This window comes from Enterobacter sp., assembly GCF_977039595.1.
Genome location: NZ_CDRQYH010000005.1, coordinates 15,705 through 34,119, shown reverse-complemented (window position 1 = coordinate 34,119; position 18,415 = coordinate 15,705). Strand labels below are relative to the sequence as shown.

Genomic DNA, 18,415 nt, shown 5'->3' with positions numbered 1-18,415 from the left:
CTAACTCCTTTTTTATCATCTTTGGAATACGCACACTCCGTGCGCAGGCCCGTGCCAGACAGCCATTACTACCGGATTATCCGCTCCGGCAAAGGGGGGAACGGCGCGCCACTCCCCGTCAGGTAAAACAATCTCTGCGACGTCATCCGTCGCGTTCAGCGTGACCAGCCATTTATCCGACAGCAGGATTTGCAGGCGTGGTACGCCGTGTTGCCACTCTTGCGCGCTTAAAGGTTGCGCGTCTTTATTCAGCCAGCGAACGTTGCCGTCACCCTCTTCCCACCAGCTGTTGGCGGTCAGCGCGGGGATCTGCTGGCGAAGATGGATCAGCGCAGCGGTGAAATGAATCAGCCCGCTGTTGGCTTCCCCCCAGTCGAGCCAGGTTAAGGTGTTGTCCTGGCAATACGCATTGTTATTACCGTGCTGGCTGTGACCATGCTCATCGCCTGCCAGCAGCATCGGCGTGCCCTGCGACAGTAAAAGCGTTGTCAGCAGCGCATGAACGCTGGCGCGTCGCCGCTCTATCACATCCAGACTTCCGCCTAACCCTTCTATACCATGATTAAAGCTATGGTTATTGTTAGTGCCATCGCGATTCTCTTCGCCGTTCGCCTCATTGTGTTTCTGATTGAAACAAACGCAGTCCCTGAGCGTAAAACCGTCGTGCGCCGTCAACAGGTTGACGGTGGCCGACGGGCGTTTGCCGTCGCGCTTAAAAAGATCGCTCGACGCGGCAAAGCGCCCGGCAAATTCCCCCAGCGACAGGTTCCGCTCCAGCCAGAAGCGGCGTACGGCGTCGCGGTAGTGATCGTTCCACTCGGCAAACAGCGGCGGGAAATTCCCGACCTGATAACCGCCTTCGCCAATGTCCCACGGCTCGGCAATGAGCTTCACCTGCGAGAGCACCGGACAGTTTTTTATCGCCTCGAACAGCGGAGCCTGCCGGCTGAACGCCGGCGTGCGCCCCATCACGGGCGCCAGGTCGAAACGAAAACCGTCGACGTGGAACGTCTCCACCCAGTATTTCAGGCATTCATACGCAAAATGCGTGACCGCCGGATGGCTGAGGTTGAGCGTGTTACCGCAGCCGGTCCAGTTCTCATAATCGCCATCCTGCCTGATCCAATAATAGCTACGGTTATCAATTCCGCGCATGGAGAGCGTTGGACCGTCGAGATCGCTTTCTGCACTGTGGTTGAGCACCACGTCCAGAATGACCTCAATGCCCGCCGCGTGGAGAGCCTTCACCGCATCGCGGAACTCGTCCCGCGCTTTTTCCGGATGGACGGCATAGCGCGGCTCGAGCGCGAACATCGCCAGCGGGTTGTAGCCCCAGTAGTTGCTGAGCCCCAGCCGCTGCAGGCGCGGCTCGCTGGCAAAATGGGCAACGGGAAGCAGTTCCAGGGCGGTGATACCGAGATGTTTCAGGTAGGCGATCATGGTGGGATGCCCGAGTGCCTTATAGGTGCCGCGCATCTCTTTGGGGATCGACGGGTGCAGGTACGTCAGCCCTTTAACGTGGGCTTCATAAATGACGGTATTGCCCCACGGCGTCTGCGGCGGGGCATCGTCTTCCCAGTCATAAAGATCGTTCACCACCACGCTTTTAGGCGCGACGGGCGCGCTGTCGCGGTGGTCGGGCTCGCCGTAGCCTACGTGGAACAGAGGGTCATCTTTAAACTCACCGTCCACCCGGTGCGCGCACGGATCAATCAGCAGCTTCGCCGGGTTAAACCAGTGACCCTGCGCCGGATCCCACGGACCGTGAACGCGAAAGCCATAGTGCATGCCGGGCCGTCCCCCGGCCAGGTAGCCGTGCCAGGTATCCCCCGTGCGCGCGGGTAAATCGTAACGGTGCTCGTTACCTTCCCCGTCAAACACGCACAGTTCAACCCGCTCGGCGTGAGCGGAAAAGAGGGTGAAATTGACACCCTTTCCGTCAAAACGCGCCCCGAGCGGTTCGGGTTTACCTGCCGTAAGCTGCGTCATTCGCCCTCCCGCATCAGCCAGATGGTGCCAAGCGGCGGCAGCGTCAGGCTCAGGGAGTTGGGTCGCCCGTGGCTTTCTAGGGCGTCACTCTGTACCAGCCCACCGTTACCGGCGTTGCTGCCGTGGTAGTGCATCGAATCGGTATTCAGAATTTCACGCCATTTGCCCGGCTGGTTAATGCCGAAGCGGTAGTGTTCGCGCGGCACCGGGGTGAAGTTGCTGGCGACGATGATCTCGTTACCCGCTTTGTCACGTCGCACAAAGACAAACACCGAGCGCTCATGGTCGTCCACCACCAGCCATTCAAAGCCGTACGGATCGAAGTCGAGCTCGTGCAGCGCTTTGTGGTGGCGATAGGTCAGGTTCAGATCGCGCACCAGACGCTGCACCCCGTGGTGCCAGTTGTCGCCGCCTTCCAGCAGATGCCAGTCGAGGCTGGCGTCGTGGTTCCACTCGCGTCCCTGGGCGAACTCATTGCCCATGAACAGCAGTTTCTTACCCGGGAAGGCAAACATCCAGCCGTAATAGGCGCGCAGGTTGGCAAACTTCTGCCACGCGTCGCCAGGCATGCGGTCGAGAATCGATTTTTTACCGTGTACCACCTCATCGTGCGACAGCGGCAGCATGAAGTTTTCGGTGTAGTTGTAGAGCATCCCGAACGTCAGCTTATCGTGATGATACTTACGGTGAACCGGGTCCAGCTTCATGTAGTCGAGCGTGTCGTGCATCCAGCCCAGGTTCCACTTATACCAGAACCCCAGGCCGCCCAATGACGGCGGACGGGAGACGCCTGCAAAGTCGGTCGACTCTTCCGCCATGGTCACGGCACCCTCCACCTGCTCGCCGATAATGCGGTTGGTATTGCGCAGGAACTCAATGGCTTCCAGGTTTTCACGGCCGCCAAACTCGTTCGGGATCCACTCCCCCTCTTTGCGGCTGTAGTCGCGGTAGATCATCGACGCCACCGCATCGACGCGCAGGGCATCAATACCAAACCGCTCGATCCAGTACAGGGCATTCCCGACCAGATAGTTGGCGACCTCACGACGACCGTAGTTGTAGATCAGCGTGTTCCAGTCCTGGTGATAGCCTTCGCGCGGATCGCTATGCTCGTACAGCTTCGTGCCGTCAAATTCTGCCAGCGCGAAATCATCCGCAGGGAAATGGCCCGGCACCCAGTCGAGGATGACGTTCAGCCCGGCGGCGTGCGCGGCATCAATGAAATAGCGGAAGTCGTCGCGCGTGCCGAAGCGGCGCGTTGGCGCATACAGCCCGGTGGGCTGATAGCCCCAGCTGCCGTCGAACGGGTGTTCATTGACCGGCAGCAGCTCAAGGTGAGTAAAGCCCATCCATTTGGCGTACGGCACCAGCTGGTCGGCAAGCTCCCGGTAGCTCAGCCAGAAGTTGTTATCGGTGTGGCGGCGCCAGGAGCCGAGATGGACTTCATAGACGGAGATCGGCGCATCAAAGCGGTTGGCCTGTTTACGCTCCTCCGTCTGGATAACCTTTTCCGGCAGGCCGCAAATCAGCGACGCGGTATCCGGGCGCATCTGCGCTTCGAAGGCATACGGGTCGGCTTTAATGCGTAGCTTGCCGTTGGCGTCGATCATCTCGAATTTATAAAGCTGCCCGGGGTGCGCCCCGGGGATAAACAGCTCCCAGATGCCGGTTTCCCGGCGCAGGCGCATCGGATGGCGGCGACCGTCCCAGTAGTTGAACTGGCCGACAACGGAGACGCGCTGGGCGTTAGGTGCCCACACGGAGAACCGCGTGCCGGTAATACCGTCCATGGTATCGGCATGGGCACCCAGCGTTTCATAAGGTCGAAGATGCGTCCCTTCGGAGAGCAGCCAGGCGTCCATCTCTTTTAAGAGCGGACCAAAGCTGTAAGGATCGTCAATCAGGTTTTGCTGACCGTGCCAGAGAACGGCGAGCTGATAGCGAAAAGGGTTTTTACGACGGGGCATTACGCCCGAGAAGAAGCCACGCGAATCGAGGCATTCAAGATTACCGACCTTGCGGCCGGTTTTGGGTTCAATCACCCAGACTTCTGTGGCATCCGGTAATAGCGCCCGAACTTCCAGACCCGCCTCAGTACGATGCATCCCAAGCACAGAAAAGGGGTCAGCGAAATGACCCGCAATAAGCGCATTAATCACGTCTCTATCCACACGATCGGACATGGTATTCATCCTGTTTTTTATGTCGTCCTTTTTAAGCGCTCCGGGACGACTTTTAATGTGACCTGAACGGGACAGCACAAAAATGTGCATCCATTCTGCTCCGTTCGAACCTCAGGTAAGAAATGACTCTTCCTTAAAGCATAGCCAACGCTCTAGATGACTCCTGATAAAAAATAAGACATACGCGTGTTACTCCATGTAGTACGCAAAAAAAAGGGGTGAAAATCACCCCCGGTAGTTAACAAATTATTACGCCAGCTGGCGCAGCATGCGGCGCAGCGGCTCGGCGGCACCCCACAGGAGCTGGTCGCCGACGGTGAACGCGGAGAGATACTCCGGCCCCATGTTCAGCTTGCGCAGACGGCCAACCGGCGTGGTCAGCGTGCCGGTAACGGCAGCCGGGGTCAGCTCGCGCATGGTGATATCGCGATCGTTTGGCACCACTTTCGCCCACGGGTTGTGCGCGGCCAGCAGTTCTTCCACGGTCGGAATAGACACATCTTTTTTCAGTTTAATGGTGAAGGCCTGGCTGTGGCAGCGCAGCGCGCCGATACGCACGCACAGTCCGTCAACCGGAATGGTGTTCGCGGTCGCGAGGATTTTGTTGGTCTCAGCCTGGCCCTTCCACTCTTCGCGGGTCTGGCCGTTATCCAGCTGTTTGTCGATCCACGGGATCAGACCGCCGGCCAGCGGTACGCCAAAGTTATCCACCGGCAGCTCGCCGCTGCGGGTCAGTTGGGTGACCTTACGCTCGATATCCAGAATAGCGGATGCCGGGTTTGCCAGCTCGGTCGCAACGCTCTGGTGCAGCTGGCCCATCTGGGTCAGCAGCTCGCGCATATGGCGCGCGCCGCCGCCGGACGCGGCCTGGTAGGTCGCCACGGAGACCCACTCCACCAGATCCTGAGCGAACAGGCCGCCGAGGGACATCAGCATCAGGCTGACGGTGCAGTTGCCGCCAACAAAAGTTTTTACGCCGTTGTTCAGGCCATCGGTGATCACGCCCTGGTTCACCGGGTCGAGAATAATGATGGCATCATCTTTCATGCGCAGCGAAGAAGCCGCGTCAATCCAGTAGCCCTGCCAGCCGCTTTCACGCAGCTTTGGATAGATTTCGTTGGTATAATCGCCGCCCTGGCACGTCACAATAATGTCGAGTGCCTTCAGCGCTTCCAGATCGTAAGCATCCTGCAACGTGCCTGTGGTACCACCAAAGGACGGAGCAGCCTGGCCGAGCTGGGAAGTGGAGAAGAAGACCGGGCGGATAGCGTCGAAATCGCGCTCTTCAACCATGCGTTGCATGAGTACAGAGCCGACCATACCGCGCCAGCCGATAAAACCAACGTTTTTCATAGCATTTTTTTCCTGCTGAGGGTGTGTGCTGATTGTGCAAGCCAGTATTGAACTGGGATATGCTTCACATTACAAAATGCTGCCAAAGTCGCAAGCGAAATTAATCGATGATTGCCCGGCAATCAGAAAAAGCGCTAATCATCGAAATAACACTACTAAGTATCAGGGATAATTTAAAGATGAGTGAAATCATTTCCGCGGCGGTTTTATTGATCCTGATTATGGATCCACTGGGTAACCTGCCGATCTTCATGTCGGTGCTGAAGCACACCGAACCGAAGCGCCGCCGTGCGATCATGATCCGCGAGCTGCTCATCGCCCTGCTGGTGATGTTTATCTTCCTGTTTGCGGGTGAAAAAATCCTCGCATTCCTGAACCTGCGCGCCGAAACCGTGTCAATTTCCGGCGGGATTATTCTTTTCCTGATTGCGATTAAGATGATTTTCCCAAGCGCGGAAGGCAGCAGCAGCGGCCTGCCTGCGGGTGAAGAGCCGTTTATTGTGCCGCTGGCGATTCCCCTCGTTGCCGGGCCGACCATTCTGGCCACGCTGATGCTGCTGTCGCACCAGTATCCGAACCAGATGAGCCATCTGGTCATTGCCCTGCTGATTGCCTGGGGCGGAACGTTTATTATCCTGCTGCAGTCATCCCTGTTCCTGCGCCTGCTGGGCGAAAAAGGGGTAAACGCGCTGGAGCGCCTGATGGGGCTGATTCTGGTAATGATGGCAACGCAGATGTTCCTGGACGGCATTCGGGCGTGGATGAAGGGATGACTTTCTCCCTCTCCCTGTGGGAGAGGGCCGGGGTGAGGGTATCAGGCCGCAGAGGCGCCCACTCAACCCTTACGAATCAAATACCGGTACGGCAGCGTTTCCGTCTGCTGTGCCACCAGCTCATGCTCCATAAAGGTACAAAAACCGGGAATATCGCGCGTGGTGGCCGGGTCGTCGGCAACGATCAGCAGCGTTTCACCGGTCTGCATGTTGCGCACGGTTTTACGTACCATCATTACCGGTTCCGGGCAGCGAAGGCCCTGGGCATCAAGAGTGTGGTCTGGGCTGGAAAACAGGTCGGTCATGATCTTCTCGGTCTGATAAAAACGGCTGTAGTTTACGCCCGGTTGCGATCAATGCAAACCAGGTTAACGATTGCGTAAAAACTAACCATTGCAATGTCCTGACAAAGCAGTATCATGCTGCGGTTTTTATTGGGTTCCCTCACCCCAACGTATAAAAAGGTCACATTATGACGCAGTTTTCTGAATCTCAGCGCGTAAAAGCGTTGTTCTGGCTTTCGCTTTTCCATTTGCTGGTGATCACCTCCAGCAACTATCTGGTGCAGCTCCCGATCTCCATCTTTGGTTTCCATACCACCTGGGGCGCGTTTAGTTTCCCGTTTATTTTCCTCGCGACGGATTTGACCGTGCGTATTTTTGGCGCACCGCTGGCTCGCCGTATTATTTTTTCGGTCATGCTCCCGGCGCTGTTCATCTCGTACGTGATTTCGTCTCTGTTTTATATGGGAAGCTGGCAGGGCTTTGAGGCGTTAACCCACTTCAACCTGTTCGTTGCCCGTATCGCCGCGGCAAGCTTTATGGCCTACGCGCTGGGGCAGATCCTCGACGTGCATGTGTTTAACCGCCTGCGTCAGAATCATCGCTGGTGGATGGCGCCAACCGCCTCCACGCTGTTCGGTAACGTGAGCGATACGCTGGCCTTCTTCTTCATCGCCTTCTGGCGCAGCCCGGATGCGTTCATGGCCGAGCACTGGATGGAAATCGCGCTGGTGGACTACTGCTTCAAGGTCCTCATCAGCATTGTTTTCTTCCTGCCGATGTACGGCGTGCTGCTCAATATGCTGCTGAAAAGGCTGGCAGATAAATCTGAAATCACAGCATTGCAGGCTGGTTAAGAGTTCGCTTTATCAGTTGTGATAAGATGAGCGAATGAGCCGTTATGGCCGTTTATCGAAAGGAAGAAGTCAATGCGCAATCTGGTTAAATATGTCGGGATTGGCCTGCTGGTTGTGGGTCTTGCAGCCTGTGATAACAGCGACACGAAAACGCCTGCTCAGGGCACATCCGCAGAAAGCAATGCGACCGGCCAGCCGGTGAATCTGATGGATGGCAAACTCAGTTTCTCTCTGCCAGCCGATATGACTGACCAGAGCGGCAAGCTGGGCACCCAGGCGAACAACATGCACGTTTACTCCGACGCAACCGGGCAGAAAGCGGTCATTGTGATTGTGGGCGACGACACCAGCGAAGACCTGGCCGTCCTGTCCAAACGTCTTGAAGATCAGCAGCGCGGACGCGACCCACAGCTTCAGGTCGTGACCAATAAATCCATCGAGCTGAAAGGCCATAAGCTGCAGCAGCTCGATAGCATCATCTCCGCAAAAGGCCAGACCGCTTACTCCTCTGTCGTGCTGGGCAAGGTCGATAACAAACTGCTGACCCTGCAGATCACCCTGCCAGCGGAAGATCAGCAGAAAGCGCAGACAGCCGCTGAAAACATCATTAACACCATCGTGATCCAGTAACGCCTCACGACGATGACGTGGCCTCCGGTGCCTGCACCGGGGGCCATTTTTTTAGTCGCCACGTCAGCAGAAGCGCAATAACAACCAGACCCGCCGCGGCAAGATAGATCACCGGCACGCCTGCCCAGGCCATCACCAGCCCCGCCAGCGGGCCGGTAATGCCTAAAGACATATCCATGAATACCGTATAGGTCGCCAGCGCCGCCCCCTGATTCTGCTGCGGCACGGCTTTTACCGCCACCACGCCCAGCGCCGGGAAGACCAGGGAAAAGCCAGCCCCCGCGAGGAACACGCCCACTTTGGCGACCCACGGCACCATCGCAATTCCGGTCAGCAGCAGCCCGACAATCTCTATCGCAAAGCAGATCATCGCCACATTCAGCCCGCCGAGACGGTTGATGCCGTTAGGGAAAAGCAGGCGGGCACCTACAAACGCACAGCTAAACAGGGTTAACGCAAAGGCCGCGCCGTCCCAGCCTTTGGCGTCGTAAAACAGGGTGATGAAGGTCGCAATTACGCCAAAGCCGGTGGTTGCCAGCGCCAGGGCCATGCCGTACGGCCAGACGCGCCCCAGCACCGCCCGAAACGGCAGCGGCTTGCCTTTGCTGGCCTTTACTTTCGGACGCGGCAGCGCAAAGAGAATTGCCAGCAGCGCGACCGCCATAATGGTGATAGACAGCCCATACAGCCCGCCAAGCGCATAGCAGGCCACGCCGAGCGGCGCCCCAAGCGCCATTGCCCCGTAGGTGACAATCCCGTTCCAGGAGATCACCCGGCCAATGTGCGGCGCACCTACCACCCCCACGCCCCAGAGCGTCGAGCCGGTTCCCGCCAGACTTTGCCCGATGCCGAGAATGACGCGGCCCAGGCAGAGCAGCGCCAGGCTGACCAGCGGCCAGTGGCTGGTTGCGGCAGCCAGCAGGTAGCTCAGACCACTGAGGAAACAGCCGCATAAACCCACCACCACAATGCTTTTTGGACCGAACAGGTCCGCGTAGCGCCCGGCATGGGGGCGACTCAGAAGCGTGGCGAAATACTGCAGGCTGATGACCAGCCCCGCCCAGAAGGCGCTGAAGCCCATCACGTCATGGACATAGCCCGGCAGGACCGCCAGCGGCAGGCCAATGGTCAGATAGCTGGCAAAGTTGAAAATCACAACGGAAACGATGCGCAGATTGAGGCGCAATCCGCTCAGTGCCGGTTCAGCGGCAGGTTCGGGCATGGGGTTTTACCTGGATTTTTTACAACCGTGTTTCACTATTACCACGGCGCAATAAGAAAATCAGCACCGACTTTCAGATTAACGGCTCCAGACGAAGCGAAGCCCGGGCACTACACTTACCGGGTCATCATATTAAGGAACACGCATGATCGCTAACCCGTCCGACAAAGCAGGACTTCACATCTTATTAAAACTCGCCTGTCTGGTGGTTATCCTTGCGGGTATTCATGCTGCCGCCGACATTATTGTTCAGCTCCTTCTGGCGCTCTTTTTTGCCATTGTGCTTAATCCTCTGGTCACCTGGTTTTTACGTCGGGGCGTCAGCCGCCCGGTAGCCATCACCATTGTGGTTATTGTTATGCTGATTGGCCTGACGGCGCTCTTCGGCGTACTGGCGGCATCGCTGAGCGAATTCTCCACCATGCTGCCACAGTACAACAAAGAGCTGACGCGTAAGATTGTCGCGCTGCAGGAGATGGTACCCTTTCTTAATCTGCATATTTCACCCGAACGGATGCTGCGCAGAATGGACTCCGAGAAGGTCATGACCTACGCCACCACGTTGATGACGGGGCTTTCCGGCGCGATGGCCAGCATTCTGCTGCTGGTCATGACGGTAGTGTTTATGCTGTTCGAAGTCCGCCACGTTCCCTATAAGCTGCGCTTTGCACTGAACAACCCACAAATTCACATTGCCGGATTACACCGGGCACTGAAGGGCGTCTCAAAATATCTGGCGCTGAAAACGCTTCTGAGCGTCTGGACCGGGGTCATTGTCTGGCTGGGGCTGATGCTGATGGACGTGCAGTTCGCGCTGATGTGGGGCGTGCTGGCATTTCTGCTGAACTACGTGCCGAATATTGGCGCGGTGCTTTCCGCCGTGCCGCCGATGATTCAGGCGTTTCTGTTCAACGGTTTCTACGAATGCATGCTGGTCGGCGCGCTGTTCCTCGTCGTGCATATGGTGCTGGGCAATATTCTTGAACCGCGCATGATGGGACACCGTCTGGGCATGTCGACGCTGGTGGTATTTTTATCCTTACTGATTTGGGGATGGCTGCTGGGCCCGGTCGGTATGCTGCTGTCGGTCCCCCTGACCAGTGTATGTAAAATCTGGATGGAAACCACCAAAGGCGGCAGCAAGCTGGCGATCCTGCTCGGTCCGGGGAGGCCGAAAAGCCGATTACCCGGATAACCGACCTACCTGTACAGGTAGGTTTAAACCATCAGTAATACACCGTAAATTACCGCGTCCTTAATCCGTCGCGGTATTTTATTTGCGTTAAGGCGATATTCACCCTGTTTTATTTACGTCGTGCGCATTACGCTCAAACGCAATTTATGATTTAACGCAAATTATAAAAAATGAAATAGTTACTTATTTTCCATGTTATTATTTCCGTCTTCGCTTCATCGTAATGCAAACATTAATATTGATTAAAAATACGCCTGGCGCCAACGGATAGCCGGATGAATATTATTTGTAAAAACCACTACCTTTAATTGTTAATATTGATATGGAGTTGTTGATGAAAAAGATCGTTAAATGGTGTGCTGCTGCCGTATTCGTTGGCGCACTGGCTGGCTGTGCGCGTACCGCCCCAATCGCTCAGGTTCACTCTATTGTAAGCGCGGGTCATACTGCCGATCAGGTAAAAACGGCAATTTTGAAAGCAGGCCAAAAACGTGACTGGATCATGACGGAAGCGGGCCCGGGAATGATTAAGGGGCGTCTGCAGTCGCGCGATCACTCGGTCCAGGTGAGTATTCCGTATACGGCAACAAGCTATTCAATCAACTATGAAAACAGCCTTAATCTGAAAGCGGCAGACGGTAAAATTCACAAAAATTATAACCGCTGGGTGAATAACCTCGACCACGATATTCAGCTGAACCTCTCCGCAGGCGCCACGCTGTAATATTTTTCTAAAGTCGGGCCGCGTATGGCCCGATAACCTCTCTTTATTATCCTCAAAGGTTACGTAGTAATGTACGAAAAGGACCCACTCAGCGCACTGGATGCCATTACCGAAGCGCAACGCATCGCTTTTGCCCCGATGTTATTCCAGACTGCGCTTTGTCTGCGTAACTCAGGCGTTCTCGCCTGGCTCGATAAACAAGGGAAAGAAGGTGCCAGCCTTGAGGAAATAACAGAACACAGCACGCTAGGTAGCTATGGTGTCAGCGTACTGCTGGATATGGGATTAAGCGGTCGAATCGTAACCCAACAGCATGGACGTTATTTCCTGGCGAAAGTGGGCCATTTTTTACTGCACGACGAAATGACCCGCGTAAATATGGATTTCACCCAGGACGTTTGTTACCAGGGGCTATTTCACCTGGCGGACGCCCTGCAGGAAGAAAAACCTGCCGGATTAGCCGTGTTTGGCAACTGGCCAACCATCTACCCGGCTTTATCCCAATTACCTGCTCCGGCGAAGGATAGCTGGTTCGCCTTTGATCATTACTATTCTGACGCCGCTTTTGACGCTGCTTTGCCATATATATTCGCAAGCTCGCCGACAAAATTGTACGATGTGGGCGGAAATACGGGTAAATGGTCGTTACGCTGCTGCCGCTATGACGAAAATGTTGCCGTGACGATCCTCGATCTGCCGCAGCAGATAGCGCTGGCGCAGGAAAACATCGCAAAAGCAGGTTTTTCTCATCGTATTGCATTCCATGCTGTCGATATGCTTAGCCCAGCAACATTGCCGGGTGACGCCGACGTCTGGTGGATGAGCCAGTTCCTGGATTGTTTCTCTCCGGATCAGATTGTCGCCATGCTGACGCGCGTCGCACAGGCCATGAAGCCAGGCGCACGTTTGTGCATTATGGAGCTTTTCTGGGATGCTCAGAAATTTGAAGCAGCCTCTTTCAGCCTGAATGCCACCTCGCTCTATTTCACCTGTATGGCGAATGGCAATAGCCGGTTTTACAGCGTAGAAAAGTTTTATCGCTACCTGGAGAGCGCAGGTTTCAGCGTTGAACAGCGGCTGGACAATCTTGGGGTCGGTCATACCCTGCTGATATGCACCAAACGTGAACAATAGAGCAGCTTAGCTGCCCGGGTGGCCCAGTCTGCCTTTTGAATACGGTTTTTTTCGCGGACGCGCGTAGATGAAATTTTCACTGAACATTATCGACTGGCAGGCCAGAGCGCCAGGACTCAGCGATGCCACAGAGTGGCAGGCGTGGTCTCGCCTGCAGCTGGCCGTCGATCCAGCTGCCCCGCTTCCCCGATTGACCGCTTTACCTATGATGACCGCGCGCCGCCTCAATTCAGGCAGTAAGCTGGCGGTGGATATTGGTCTTGCCATGCTGCAAAACCACGCCATTGATGCCGTCGTCTATTCCAGCCGCCACGGCGAGCTGGAGCGCAACTACCGTATTCTGCATGCTCTGGCAACCAGCCAGTCCGTATCGCCCACCGACTTCGCCATGTCCGTGCACAACTCGGCGGTGGGCAATCTCACGATTACCGCACGCCAGCCCATCGTCTCGTCATCCATTTCTGCCGGGCTGGACACCTTCCAGCAGGCTTTATGTGAAGTGCTAAGCCTGCTGCATGCCGGCTACTCCCGCGTCTTGCTGGTCGATTTTGACGGCGCGCTGCCGGAATTTTACCATCCGGCGTTACCGCAGCAGATGCCCACCTGGCCCTACGCGCTGGCGCTGGTCATTGAATCCGGCCAGGAATTGCAGTGTGAAACCCACAGCGGCAGCACGGGTGAAGAACCCGCCCTGCCGCAAAGCCTGATGTTCCTGCAGCGCTATCTCAGCGAGGAACGTCAGTTTGTAGTGCCCGGCGAACGTTTGCTGTGGCAATGGACGCGCGCATGAACCACCTGGCTGCCCGTATCAACTGGTTATGGCGTCTGGTGATGACCGGATTCTGCTTCGCGCTGTTTGGCGTGGGCGGACTGCTGCTGTCGCTGGTCTGGTTCAACCTGCTGCTGATCGTCCAGCGCGACCGCGCCAACCGTCGCCGTCTGGCGCGTCGCAGCATTGCGGCCAGCTTCCGTTTCTTCCTGACCGTTGCGCGCGGCCTCGGGGTACTGGACTATCGCATTCACAATCTTGACGCGCTGCGCAGCGATCGGGGTTGTCTGGTGGTAGCTAACCACCCCACGTTAATTGACTACGTGATCCTGGCGTCGGTGATGCCAGAAACCGACTGTCTGGTGAAGAGTGCGCTGCTGCGTAATCCCTTTGTCAGCGGCGTCATCCGCGCGGCGGATTACCTGATTAACAGCGAAGCCGAGCCCCTGCTCGCGGCCAGCCAGCAGCGTCTGGCTCAGGGCGACACGCTTTTGATCTTTCCGGAAGGCACGCGAACCCGGTTTGGCGAGGCTATCTCCCTCCAGCGCGGCGCGGCTAATATCGCCGTGCGCTGTAACAGCGATCTGCGGGTGGTGCTGATCCACTGTAGCGAACATCTGCTGGATAAAAAAAGTCACTGGTATGATGTACCGCCAGAAAAACCTGTTTTCACCGTGGATGTCCGCGACCGCGTGAACATCGACGAATTTTACGATGCAAATGAACAAGAACCGGCGCTGGCGGCAAGGCAGTTAAACCGGCATCTGGAGCATCGATTAACATCAGGCCTTCAATCTTTGTCAGGAATTAATGATGCAAGCGCTTTATCTTGAAATTAAGAATCTCATTATCACCACGCTGAATCTGGACGAGCTTACCGCAGAGGATATTGATACCGATGCCGCGCTGTTTGGCGATGGGCTGGGTCTGGACTCCATTGACGCGCTGGAACTGGGTCTGGCCGTGAAAAACCAGTATGGCGTGGTGCTTTCTGCCGAAAGCGAAGAGATGCGCCAGCACTTCTTTTCCGTCGCCACGCTGGCGTCCTTTATCAACGCTCAACGCGCCTGAGATGTGAACGATGACTGAACAAGAAACTATTTATCAGGAAGTCTGCGGCCTTCTGACCAAGCTCTTTGAAATCGACCCGCAGGACATTACGCCCGAAGCCCGTCTTTATGAAGACCTGGAGCTGGACAGCATTGACGCGGTGGACATGATCGTTCACCTGCAGAAGAAAACCGGTAAGAAAATCAAGCCGGAAACCTTCAAATCGGTTCGTACCGTTCAGGATGTGGTAGACGCCGTCGAACAGCTTCTGCGCGAAGAGTAAGACGTCGTGCATGGTGGACGGACGTTCCCGGTCATCCCACTGCTGACGGGTCTGATGCTGCTGGCGTGGCCTTTACTGATTGGATTTGGGCTGACGCACAACAGCCTGCAGTGGCTGTTACCGGTGATGGCGCTGATGTTGCTGCTGCGGCTGCGTCAGGCACAGCGGAACCGTGGCCCGATGCGGTATGTGGTGCAGTGCGTGGCGCTCGCGGGCATTGCGCTCTGCGCGGCAAGCTACCTGCTGAAAACCCACCAGTGGCTGCTGTTCTACCCGGTGGTCGTCAACCTTGTGATGCTGGCCGTGTTTGGCGGTTCGCTATGGACCGCGATGCCGCTGGTCGAACGGCTGGCGCGCTTGCGCGAGCCGGATTTGCCCCCGGAGGGCGTGCGCTATACCCGCAGGGTGACCCTCGTCTGGTGCGGCTTTTTCATCGGAAACGGCGCAATGGCGCTGTTCACCGTTCTCCACGGCGACCTGCATCTGTGGACGCTGTGGAACGGTATGGTGGCTTATATCCTGATGGGAATGCTGATGGTGACCGAGTGGCTGGTCCGCCAGCGGGTGATAAAAAAAGAGATGCACAATGACTAACCCCCTTCCGCTGGGCCAGTGGTTAAACGCCCCGCGCCCTGACGACATGCCCGTTGCCTGGCTTGACGATCGTACCTGGACGCTGGGCCAGCTGCGCCACGACGTGACCTTGCTGGTCGACACCCTGCGTCAGCAGGAAGGCGAGCGCTGGGCGCTGTGCTTTGAAAACAGCTACCTGTTTATCGTTGCGCTGCTGGCCTCGCTGCATGCCGGTAAAACGCCGGTCATTCCCGGCCATAGCCGCGTCTCGCAGCTTGAAGAACAGCAGTCGTTGTTTAGCGGCGTCCTGAGCGACAGGACTCTCGATTTCCATGGCAAGCTGATTGTGGTGGCCTCCAGCCATCAGACTGCTCGCCACTGGGCGCCCCTGCCGGACATTGACGAAAGCCGCTTTGTTGAACTGTTCACCTCCGGCTCCACGGGAACGCCGCGTCGGGTGATTAAGCACATCCTCAGTCTGGATCGCGAAGCCCGTCTGCTGGCTGACCGCTTCGGCGAGCGTCTGACTGGCTGTAGCGTTGTCGCTTCGGTCGTACCGCAACATCTGTACGGCCTGACCTTCCGCATCGTCTTGCCGATGGCGCTGGGCCTGCCGCTGCATGCTGCGATGCTCTACTACGCAGAGCAGCTGGCCGCCCTTCCTCATGACCGGCATTACCTGTTCATCAGCAGCCCGGCGTTCCTGAAGCGCCTGGATACGGAACTGCCCGCGCCGCCCGTCAGGATGCTGATTTCAGCAGGTGGAATGCTGCCCTGGTGTGACGTCGCCACCACCGCGGGCTGGCTTAACATCTGCCCGGATGAAATTTATGGCAGTACCGAAACCGGGATCCTCGCCTGGCGCCATCGCCAGCAGGATAACGTCCCGTGGCAACCCTTCCCCGGCGTTATCTTCCAGCAGGAAGATGACGCCTGTCGCGTCACGTCGCCACTGATCCACGAGGCTGAAGGACTCCAGCTGGACGATATCCTCCACTTCGACAGCGAGGGGCTTTTCAGCATCGCCGGGCGTCGCGGGCGGGTGGTCAAAATTGAAGAAAAGCGCATCTCGCTTAACGAGATCGAACGTCGCCTGCTGGAGCTCGACGGCATTTGCGAAGCGGCGGCACTGCCAGTCACGCGCGGGGGCCGTCAGGGGATTGGCGCCCTGCTGGTTCTGGACGAAGCGGTTCGCCAGCGCGGGTATATGCAGGATAAAAAAGCGCAGGAGTTCGCCTGGCGTCGCGCCCTGCTGCCGTGGCTTGAGCCGGTCGCCGTTCCACGCTACTGGCGTATTGTCGATGAAATGCCGGTAAACAGTATGAACAAGCGTGTCTATGCGCAGTTAGAGGAGTTATTTCATGAAAATTCATGAAATTGAGCGCCACCAGACACAGCCGGAGAAGCTGGAGATCGTTTTGCATCTCGACGCGGCGCTGTTCTGGTTTCAGGGCCATTTTGCCGTACAGCCGCTGCTGCCCGGCGTTGCGCAGCTTGACTGGGTGATGCACTACGCCACGACGTTACTGGCACCGGGCTACCGCTTTCACAGCATTCAAAACGTGAAGTTCCAGGCACCTCTGCTGCCGGAAACCACGGTGACGCTGATGCTTGAGTGGCATGCTGAACGTCAGATGCTGACCTTCAGCTACCAGCGTCACGCAGGGGCTGAGCGCCATACCGCCAGCAGCGGGAAAATTCGGCTATGTCAGTAACCTTCCGCCCCTGCGTGCTGATCCCGTGCTACAACCACGGCGCCATGATCGCCAGCGTGCTCTCACGTCTCGCGCCGTTCGGCCTGCCGTGCCTGGTGGTGGATGACGGCAGCGACGCAGTCACCCGTCAGGAGCTTGAGCGCCTGGCGGCTGAGCACCCGCAGATGACGCTGGTCCGTCTGGCGCAAAACGCCGGAAAAGGTGCCGCGGTCATCAGGGGGCTGGAAGAGTGCGCGCGCGCGGGCTATACCCACGCCGTGCAGGTGGACGCGGACGGCCAACACGCCATCGAAGATATCCCCAAACTGCTGGCGCTGGCGGAGCGCCACCCGGACGCGCTGATTTCCGGCCAGCCCATTTACGATGATTCCATTCCGCGCTCGCGACTCTACGGGCGCTGGATAACACACGTCTGGGTCTGGATTGAGACCTTATCCCTGCAGCTTAAAGACAGCATGTGCGGCTTTCGGGTCTACCCGGTCTCGCCCACGCTGCGGCTGGCAGCGCGTGAAACGCTCGGTAAACGGATGGACTTTGACACCGAAGTGATGGTCCGTCTTTACTGGCAGGGCAACACCAGCGTCTTTTTGCCCACCCGCGTCACTTACCCACAGGACGGCTTGTCCCACTTCGATGCGTTAAAAGATAACGTGCGGATCTCCCTGATGCATACCCGACTCTTCTTCGGCATGCTGCCCCGCATGCCCGGCCTGCTTTTCCGTCGACGCCGCCAGCACTGGGCGCAGCAGGACGAGGTCAAGGGTCTGTGGGGGATGCGCCTGATGCTGCGCGTCTGGAAACTGCTGGGTCGGCGGGCCTTTACCGTGCTGCTGTGGCCGGTGATCGGCGTGTACTGGCTTATCGCACGTCCCGCACGGCAGGCCTCGCGGCAGTGGATTGGAAGGGTCAAGCAAGAACTGCATAAGCGGAACATGCCCGTTCCCTCACGGCTCAACAGCTTTTTCCATTTTATGCGCTTCGGCAACGCGATGCTGGATAAGGTCGCCGGCTGGCGCGGCGAGCTGAAGTTTGATCGCGACGTGGTCTTTGCCGCCGGTGCGAGCGAAACGCTTAATATCGCGGCGCCGCAGGGCAAGCTGCTGCTGGCCTCGCATCTTGGCGACGTAGAAGCCTGCCGGGCTCTGGCTCAGCTGGACGGCAGCAAAATTATCACCGCCCTGGTCTTCAGCGAGAACGCCCAGCGCTTTAAGCAGATCATGAGCGAAATGGCGCCCGAGGCCAGCGTGAATTTGATGTCGGTCACCGACATCGGCCCGGACACCGCGATTGCCATCAAAGAGAAGCTTGAGCGGGGAGAATGGGTCGCGATTGTGGGCGATCGCATCGCGGTGAATCCGCAGCGTGGCGGCGAGTGGCGGGTGATCTGGAGTACGTTTATGGGCCAGCCAGCGCCGTTCCCACAGGGGCCATTTATCCTGGCCTCCATCCTGCGCTGCCCGGTGGTGCTGATTTTTGCCCTGCGCCAGCAGGGTAAGCTCGTCCTGCACTGTGAACCGTTTGCAGATCCGCTGCGCCTGCCGCGCGGTGAACGCCAGCAGGCGCTGCAGGATACCGTCGATCGCTACGCGCAGCGGCTGGAGCATTACGCCCTCATGTCGCCGCTCGACTGGTTTAATTTTTTCGATTTCTGGCATCTGCCAGAGTCCAGTGAAAAGGAGTAAAG

The 18,415-nt window shown here is 57.3% G+C and carries 19 protein-coding genes; 14 read left to right on the top strand and 5 right to left on the bottom strand.

What is annotated here, in order from left to right:
- Nucleotides 1-15: 15 nt before the first annotated feature.
- The 3 genes from glgX to asd all read right to left on the bottom strand — a co-directional run bounded on the left by glgX (nt 16) and on the right by asd (nt 5,525).
- The gene (gene glgX, locus ACWYRJ_RS02975) at nt 16-1,989 is read right to left on the bottom strand and encodes a glycogen debranching protein GlgX (RefSeq protein ID WP_455507390.1); all 1,974 of its coding nucleotides are present in this window, start codon (nt 1,987-1,989) and stop codon (nt 16-18) included.
- Entirely contained in the window at nt 1,986-4,172 is a 2,187-nt protein-coding gene (gene glgB, locus ACWYRJ_RS02970; protein ID WP_455507389.1) for a 1,4-alpha-glucan branching enzyme, read from the bottom strand. Before glgB ends, glgX begins: the two co-directional genes overlap by 4 nt.
- 249 nt (nt 4,173-4,421) lie before the next feature.
- Nucleotides 4,422-5,525, bottom strand: coding sequence for an aspartate-semialdehyde dehydrogenase (asd, locus tag ACWYRJ_RS02965; protein WP_033146834.1), 1,104 nt, complete (start codon nt 5,523-5,525; stop codon nt 4,422-4,424).
- A gap of 179 nt (nt 5,526-5,704) precedes the next feature.
- Here asd and yhgN point away from each other — a divergent pair, with 179 nt between their 5' ends.
- Nucleotides 5,705-6,298, top strand: coding sequence for an NAAT family transporter YhgN (gene yhgN / locus ACWYRJ_RS02960; protein ID WP_003861574.1), 594 nt, complete (start codon nt 5,705-5,707; stop codon nt 6,296-6,298).
- Between the two features lie 62 nt (nt 6,299-6,360).
- Here the strand turns inward: yhgN and tusA are convergent, their stop codons facing one another.
- Nucleotides 6,361-6,603: a sulfurtransferase TusA gene (gene tusA / locus ACWYRJ_RS02955; protein ID WP_017693840.1), complete on the bottom strand. Its 243-nt coding sequence runs from the start codon at nt 6,601-6,603 to the stop codon at nt 6,361-6,363.
- Nucleotides 6,604-6,770: 167 nt separating this feature from the next.
- On the opposite strand from tusA, the gene ACWYRJ_RS02950 reads away from it, so the two are divergent.
- Both ACWYRJ_RS02950 and ACWYRJ_RS02945 read left to right on the top strand, forming a co-directional pair.
- Nucleotides 6,771-7,436, top strand: a complete 666-nt coding sequence (locus ACWYRJ_RS02950) for a 7-cyano-7-deazaguanine/7-aminomethyl-7-deazaguanine transporter (protein WP_111963750.1) — start codon at nt 6,771-6,773, stop codon at nt 7,434-7,436.
- Between the two features lie 72 nt (nt 7,437-7,508).
- The gene (locus ACWYRJ_RS02945) at nt 7,509-8,066 is read left to right on the top strand and encodes a DcrB family lipoprotein (protein ID WP_111963749.1); all 558 of its coding nucleotides are present in this window, start codon (nt 7,509-7,511) and stop codon (nt 8,064-8,066) included.
- 4 nt (nt 8,067-8,070) lie between these two features.
- On the opposite strand, the gene ACWYRJ_RS02940 is transcribed toward ACWYRJ_RS02945, so the two are convergent.
- Nucleotides 8,071-9,288: an MFS transporter gene (locus ACWYRJ_RS02940; RefSeq protein ID WP_111963748.1), complete on the bottom strand. Its 1,218-nt coding sequence runs from the start codon at nt 9,286-9,288 to the stop codon at nt 8,071-8,073.
- A gap of 145 nt (nt 9,289-9,433) precedes the next feature.
- On the opposite strand from ACWYRJ_RS02940, the gene ACWYRJ_RS02935 reads away from it, so the two are divergent.
- The 11 genes from ACWYRJ_RS02935 to ACWYRJ_RS02885 all read left to right on the top strand — a co-directional run bounded on the left by ACWYRJ_RS02935 (nt 9,434) and on the right by ACWYRJ_RS02885 (nt 18,413).
- Nucleotides 9,434-10,483 (top strand): AI-2E family transporter, encoded by a 1,050-nt coding sequence (locus tag ACWYRJ_RS02935; protein ID WP_023309517.1) that lies wholly within the window; start codon nt 9,434-9,436, stop codon nt 10,481-10,483.
- Nucleotides 10,484-10,817: 334 nt separating this feature from the next.
- On the top strand, nt 10,818-11,207 hold the full coding sequence (locus ACWYRJ_RS02930; RefSeq protein WP_111963747.1) for a lipoprotein: 390 nt from the start codon (nt 10,818-10,820) through the stop codon (nt 11,205-11,207).
- A 69-nt stretch (nt 11,208-11,276) separates the two neighbouring features.
- Nucleotides 11,277-12,341, top strand: coding sequence for a methyltransferase (locus ACWYRJ_RS02925; protein ID WP_455507388.1), 1,065 nt, complete (start codon nt 11,277-11,279; stop codon nt 12,339-12,341).
- Nucleotides 12,342-12,408: 67 nt separating this feature from the next.
- Nucleotides 12,409-13,131: a beta-ketoacyl synthase chain length factor gene (locus ACWYRJ_RS02920; protein WP_111963745.1), complete on the top strand. Its 723-nt coding sequence runs from the start codon at nt 12,409-12,411 to the stop codon at nt 13,129-13,131.
- A complete protein-coding gene (locus tag ACWYRJ_RS02915; protein WP_133295272.1) occupies nt 13,128-13,943 on the top strand; it encodes a lysophospholipid acyltransferase family protein in 816 nt (271 codons plus the stop codon). The genes ACWYRJ_RS02920 and ACWYRJ_RS02915 overlap by 4 nt, the downstream gene beginning before the upstream one ends.
- The gene (locus ACWYRJ_RS02910; protein ID WP_008503081.1) at nt 13,924-14,181 is read left to right on the top strand and encodes a phosphopantetheine-binding protein; all 258 of its coding nucleotides are present in this window, start codon (nt 13,924-13,926) and stop codon (nt 14,179-14,181) included. Before ACWYRJ_RS02915 ends, ACWYRJ_RS02910 begins: the two co-directional genes overlap by 20 nt.
- 10 nt (nt 14,182-14,191) lie before the next feature.
- Complete coding sequence (locus ACWYRJ_RS02905) at nt 14,192-14,443, top strand: acyl carrier protein (RefSeq protein ID WP_024908875.1); 252 nt, start codon at nt 14,192-14,194, stop codon at nt 14,441-14,443.
- Between the two features lie 6 nt (nt 14,444-14,449).
- Nucleotides 14,450-15,037, top strand: a complete 588-nt coding sequence (locus tag ACWYRJ_RS02900; protein ID WP_455507387.1) for a hypothetical protein — start codon at nt 14,450-14,452, stop codon at nt 15,035-15,037.
- Nucleotides 15,030-16,391 (top strand): AMP-binding protein, encoded by a 1,362-nt coding sequence (locus tag ACWYRJ_RS02895; RefSeq protein WP_455507386.1) that lies wholly within the window; start codon nt 15,030-15,032, stop codon nt 16,389-16,391. The genes ACWYRJ_RS02900 and ACWYRJ_RS02895 overlap by 8 nt, the downstream gene beginning before the upstream one ends.
- Nucleotides 16,378-16,731 carry an ApeI family dehydratase gene (locus tag ACWYRJ_RS02890; RefSeq protein WP_111963741.1) on the top strand — a complete coding sequence of 118 codons (354 nt, stop codon included), beginning with the start codon at nt 16,378-16,380 and terminating at the stop codon, nt 16,729-16,731. The genes ACWYRJ_RS02895 and ACWYRJ_RS02890 overlap by 14 nt, the downstream gene beginning before the upstream one ends.
- Entirely contained in the window at nt 16,722-18,413 is a 1,692-nt protein-coding gene (locus tag ACWYRJ_RS02885; protein WP_149367167.1) for a glycosyltransferase family 2 protein, read from the top strand. Before ACWYRJ_RS02890 ends, ACWYRJ_RS02885 begins: the two co-directional genes overlap by 10 nt.
- The last annotated feature ends 2 nt before the right edge of the window (nt 18,414-18,415 follow it).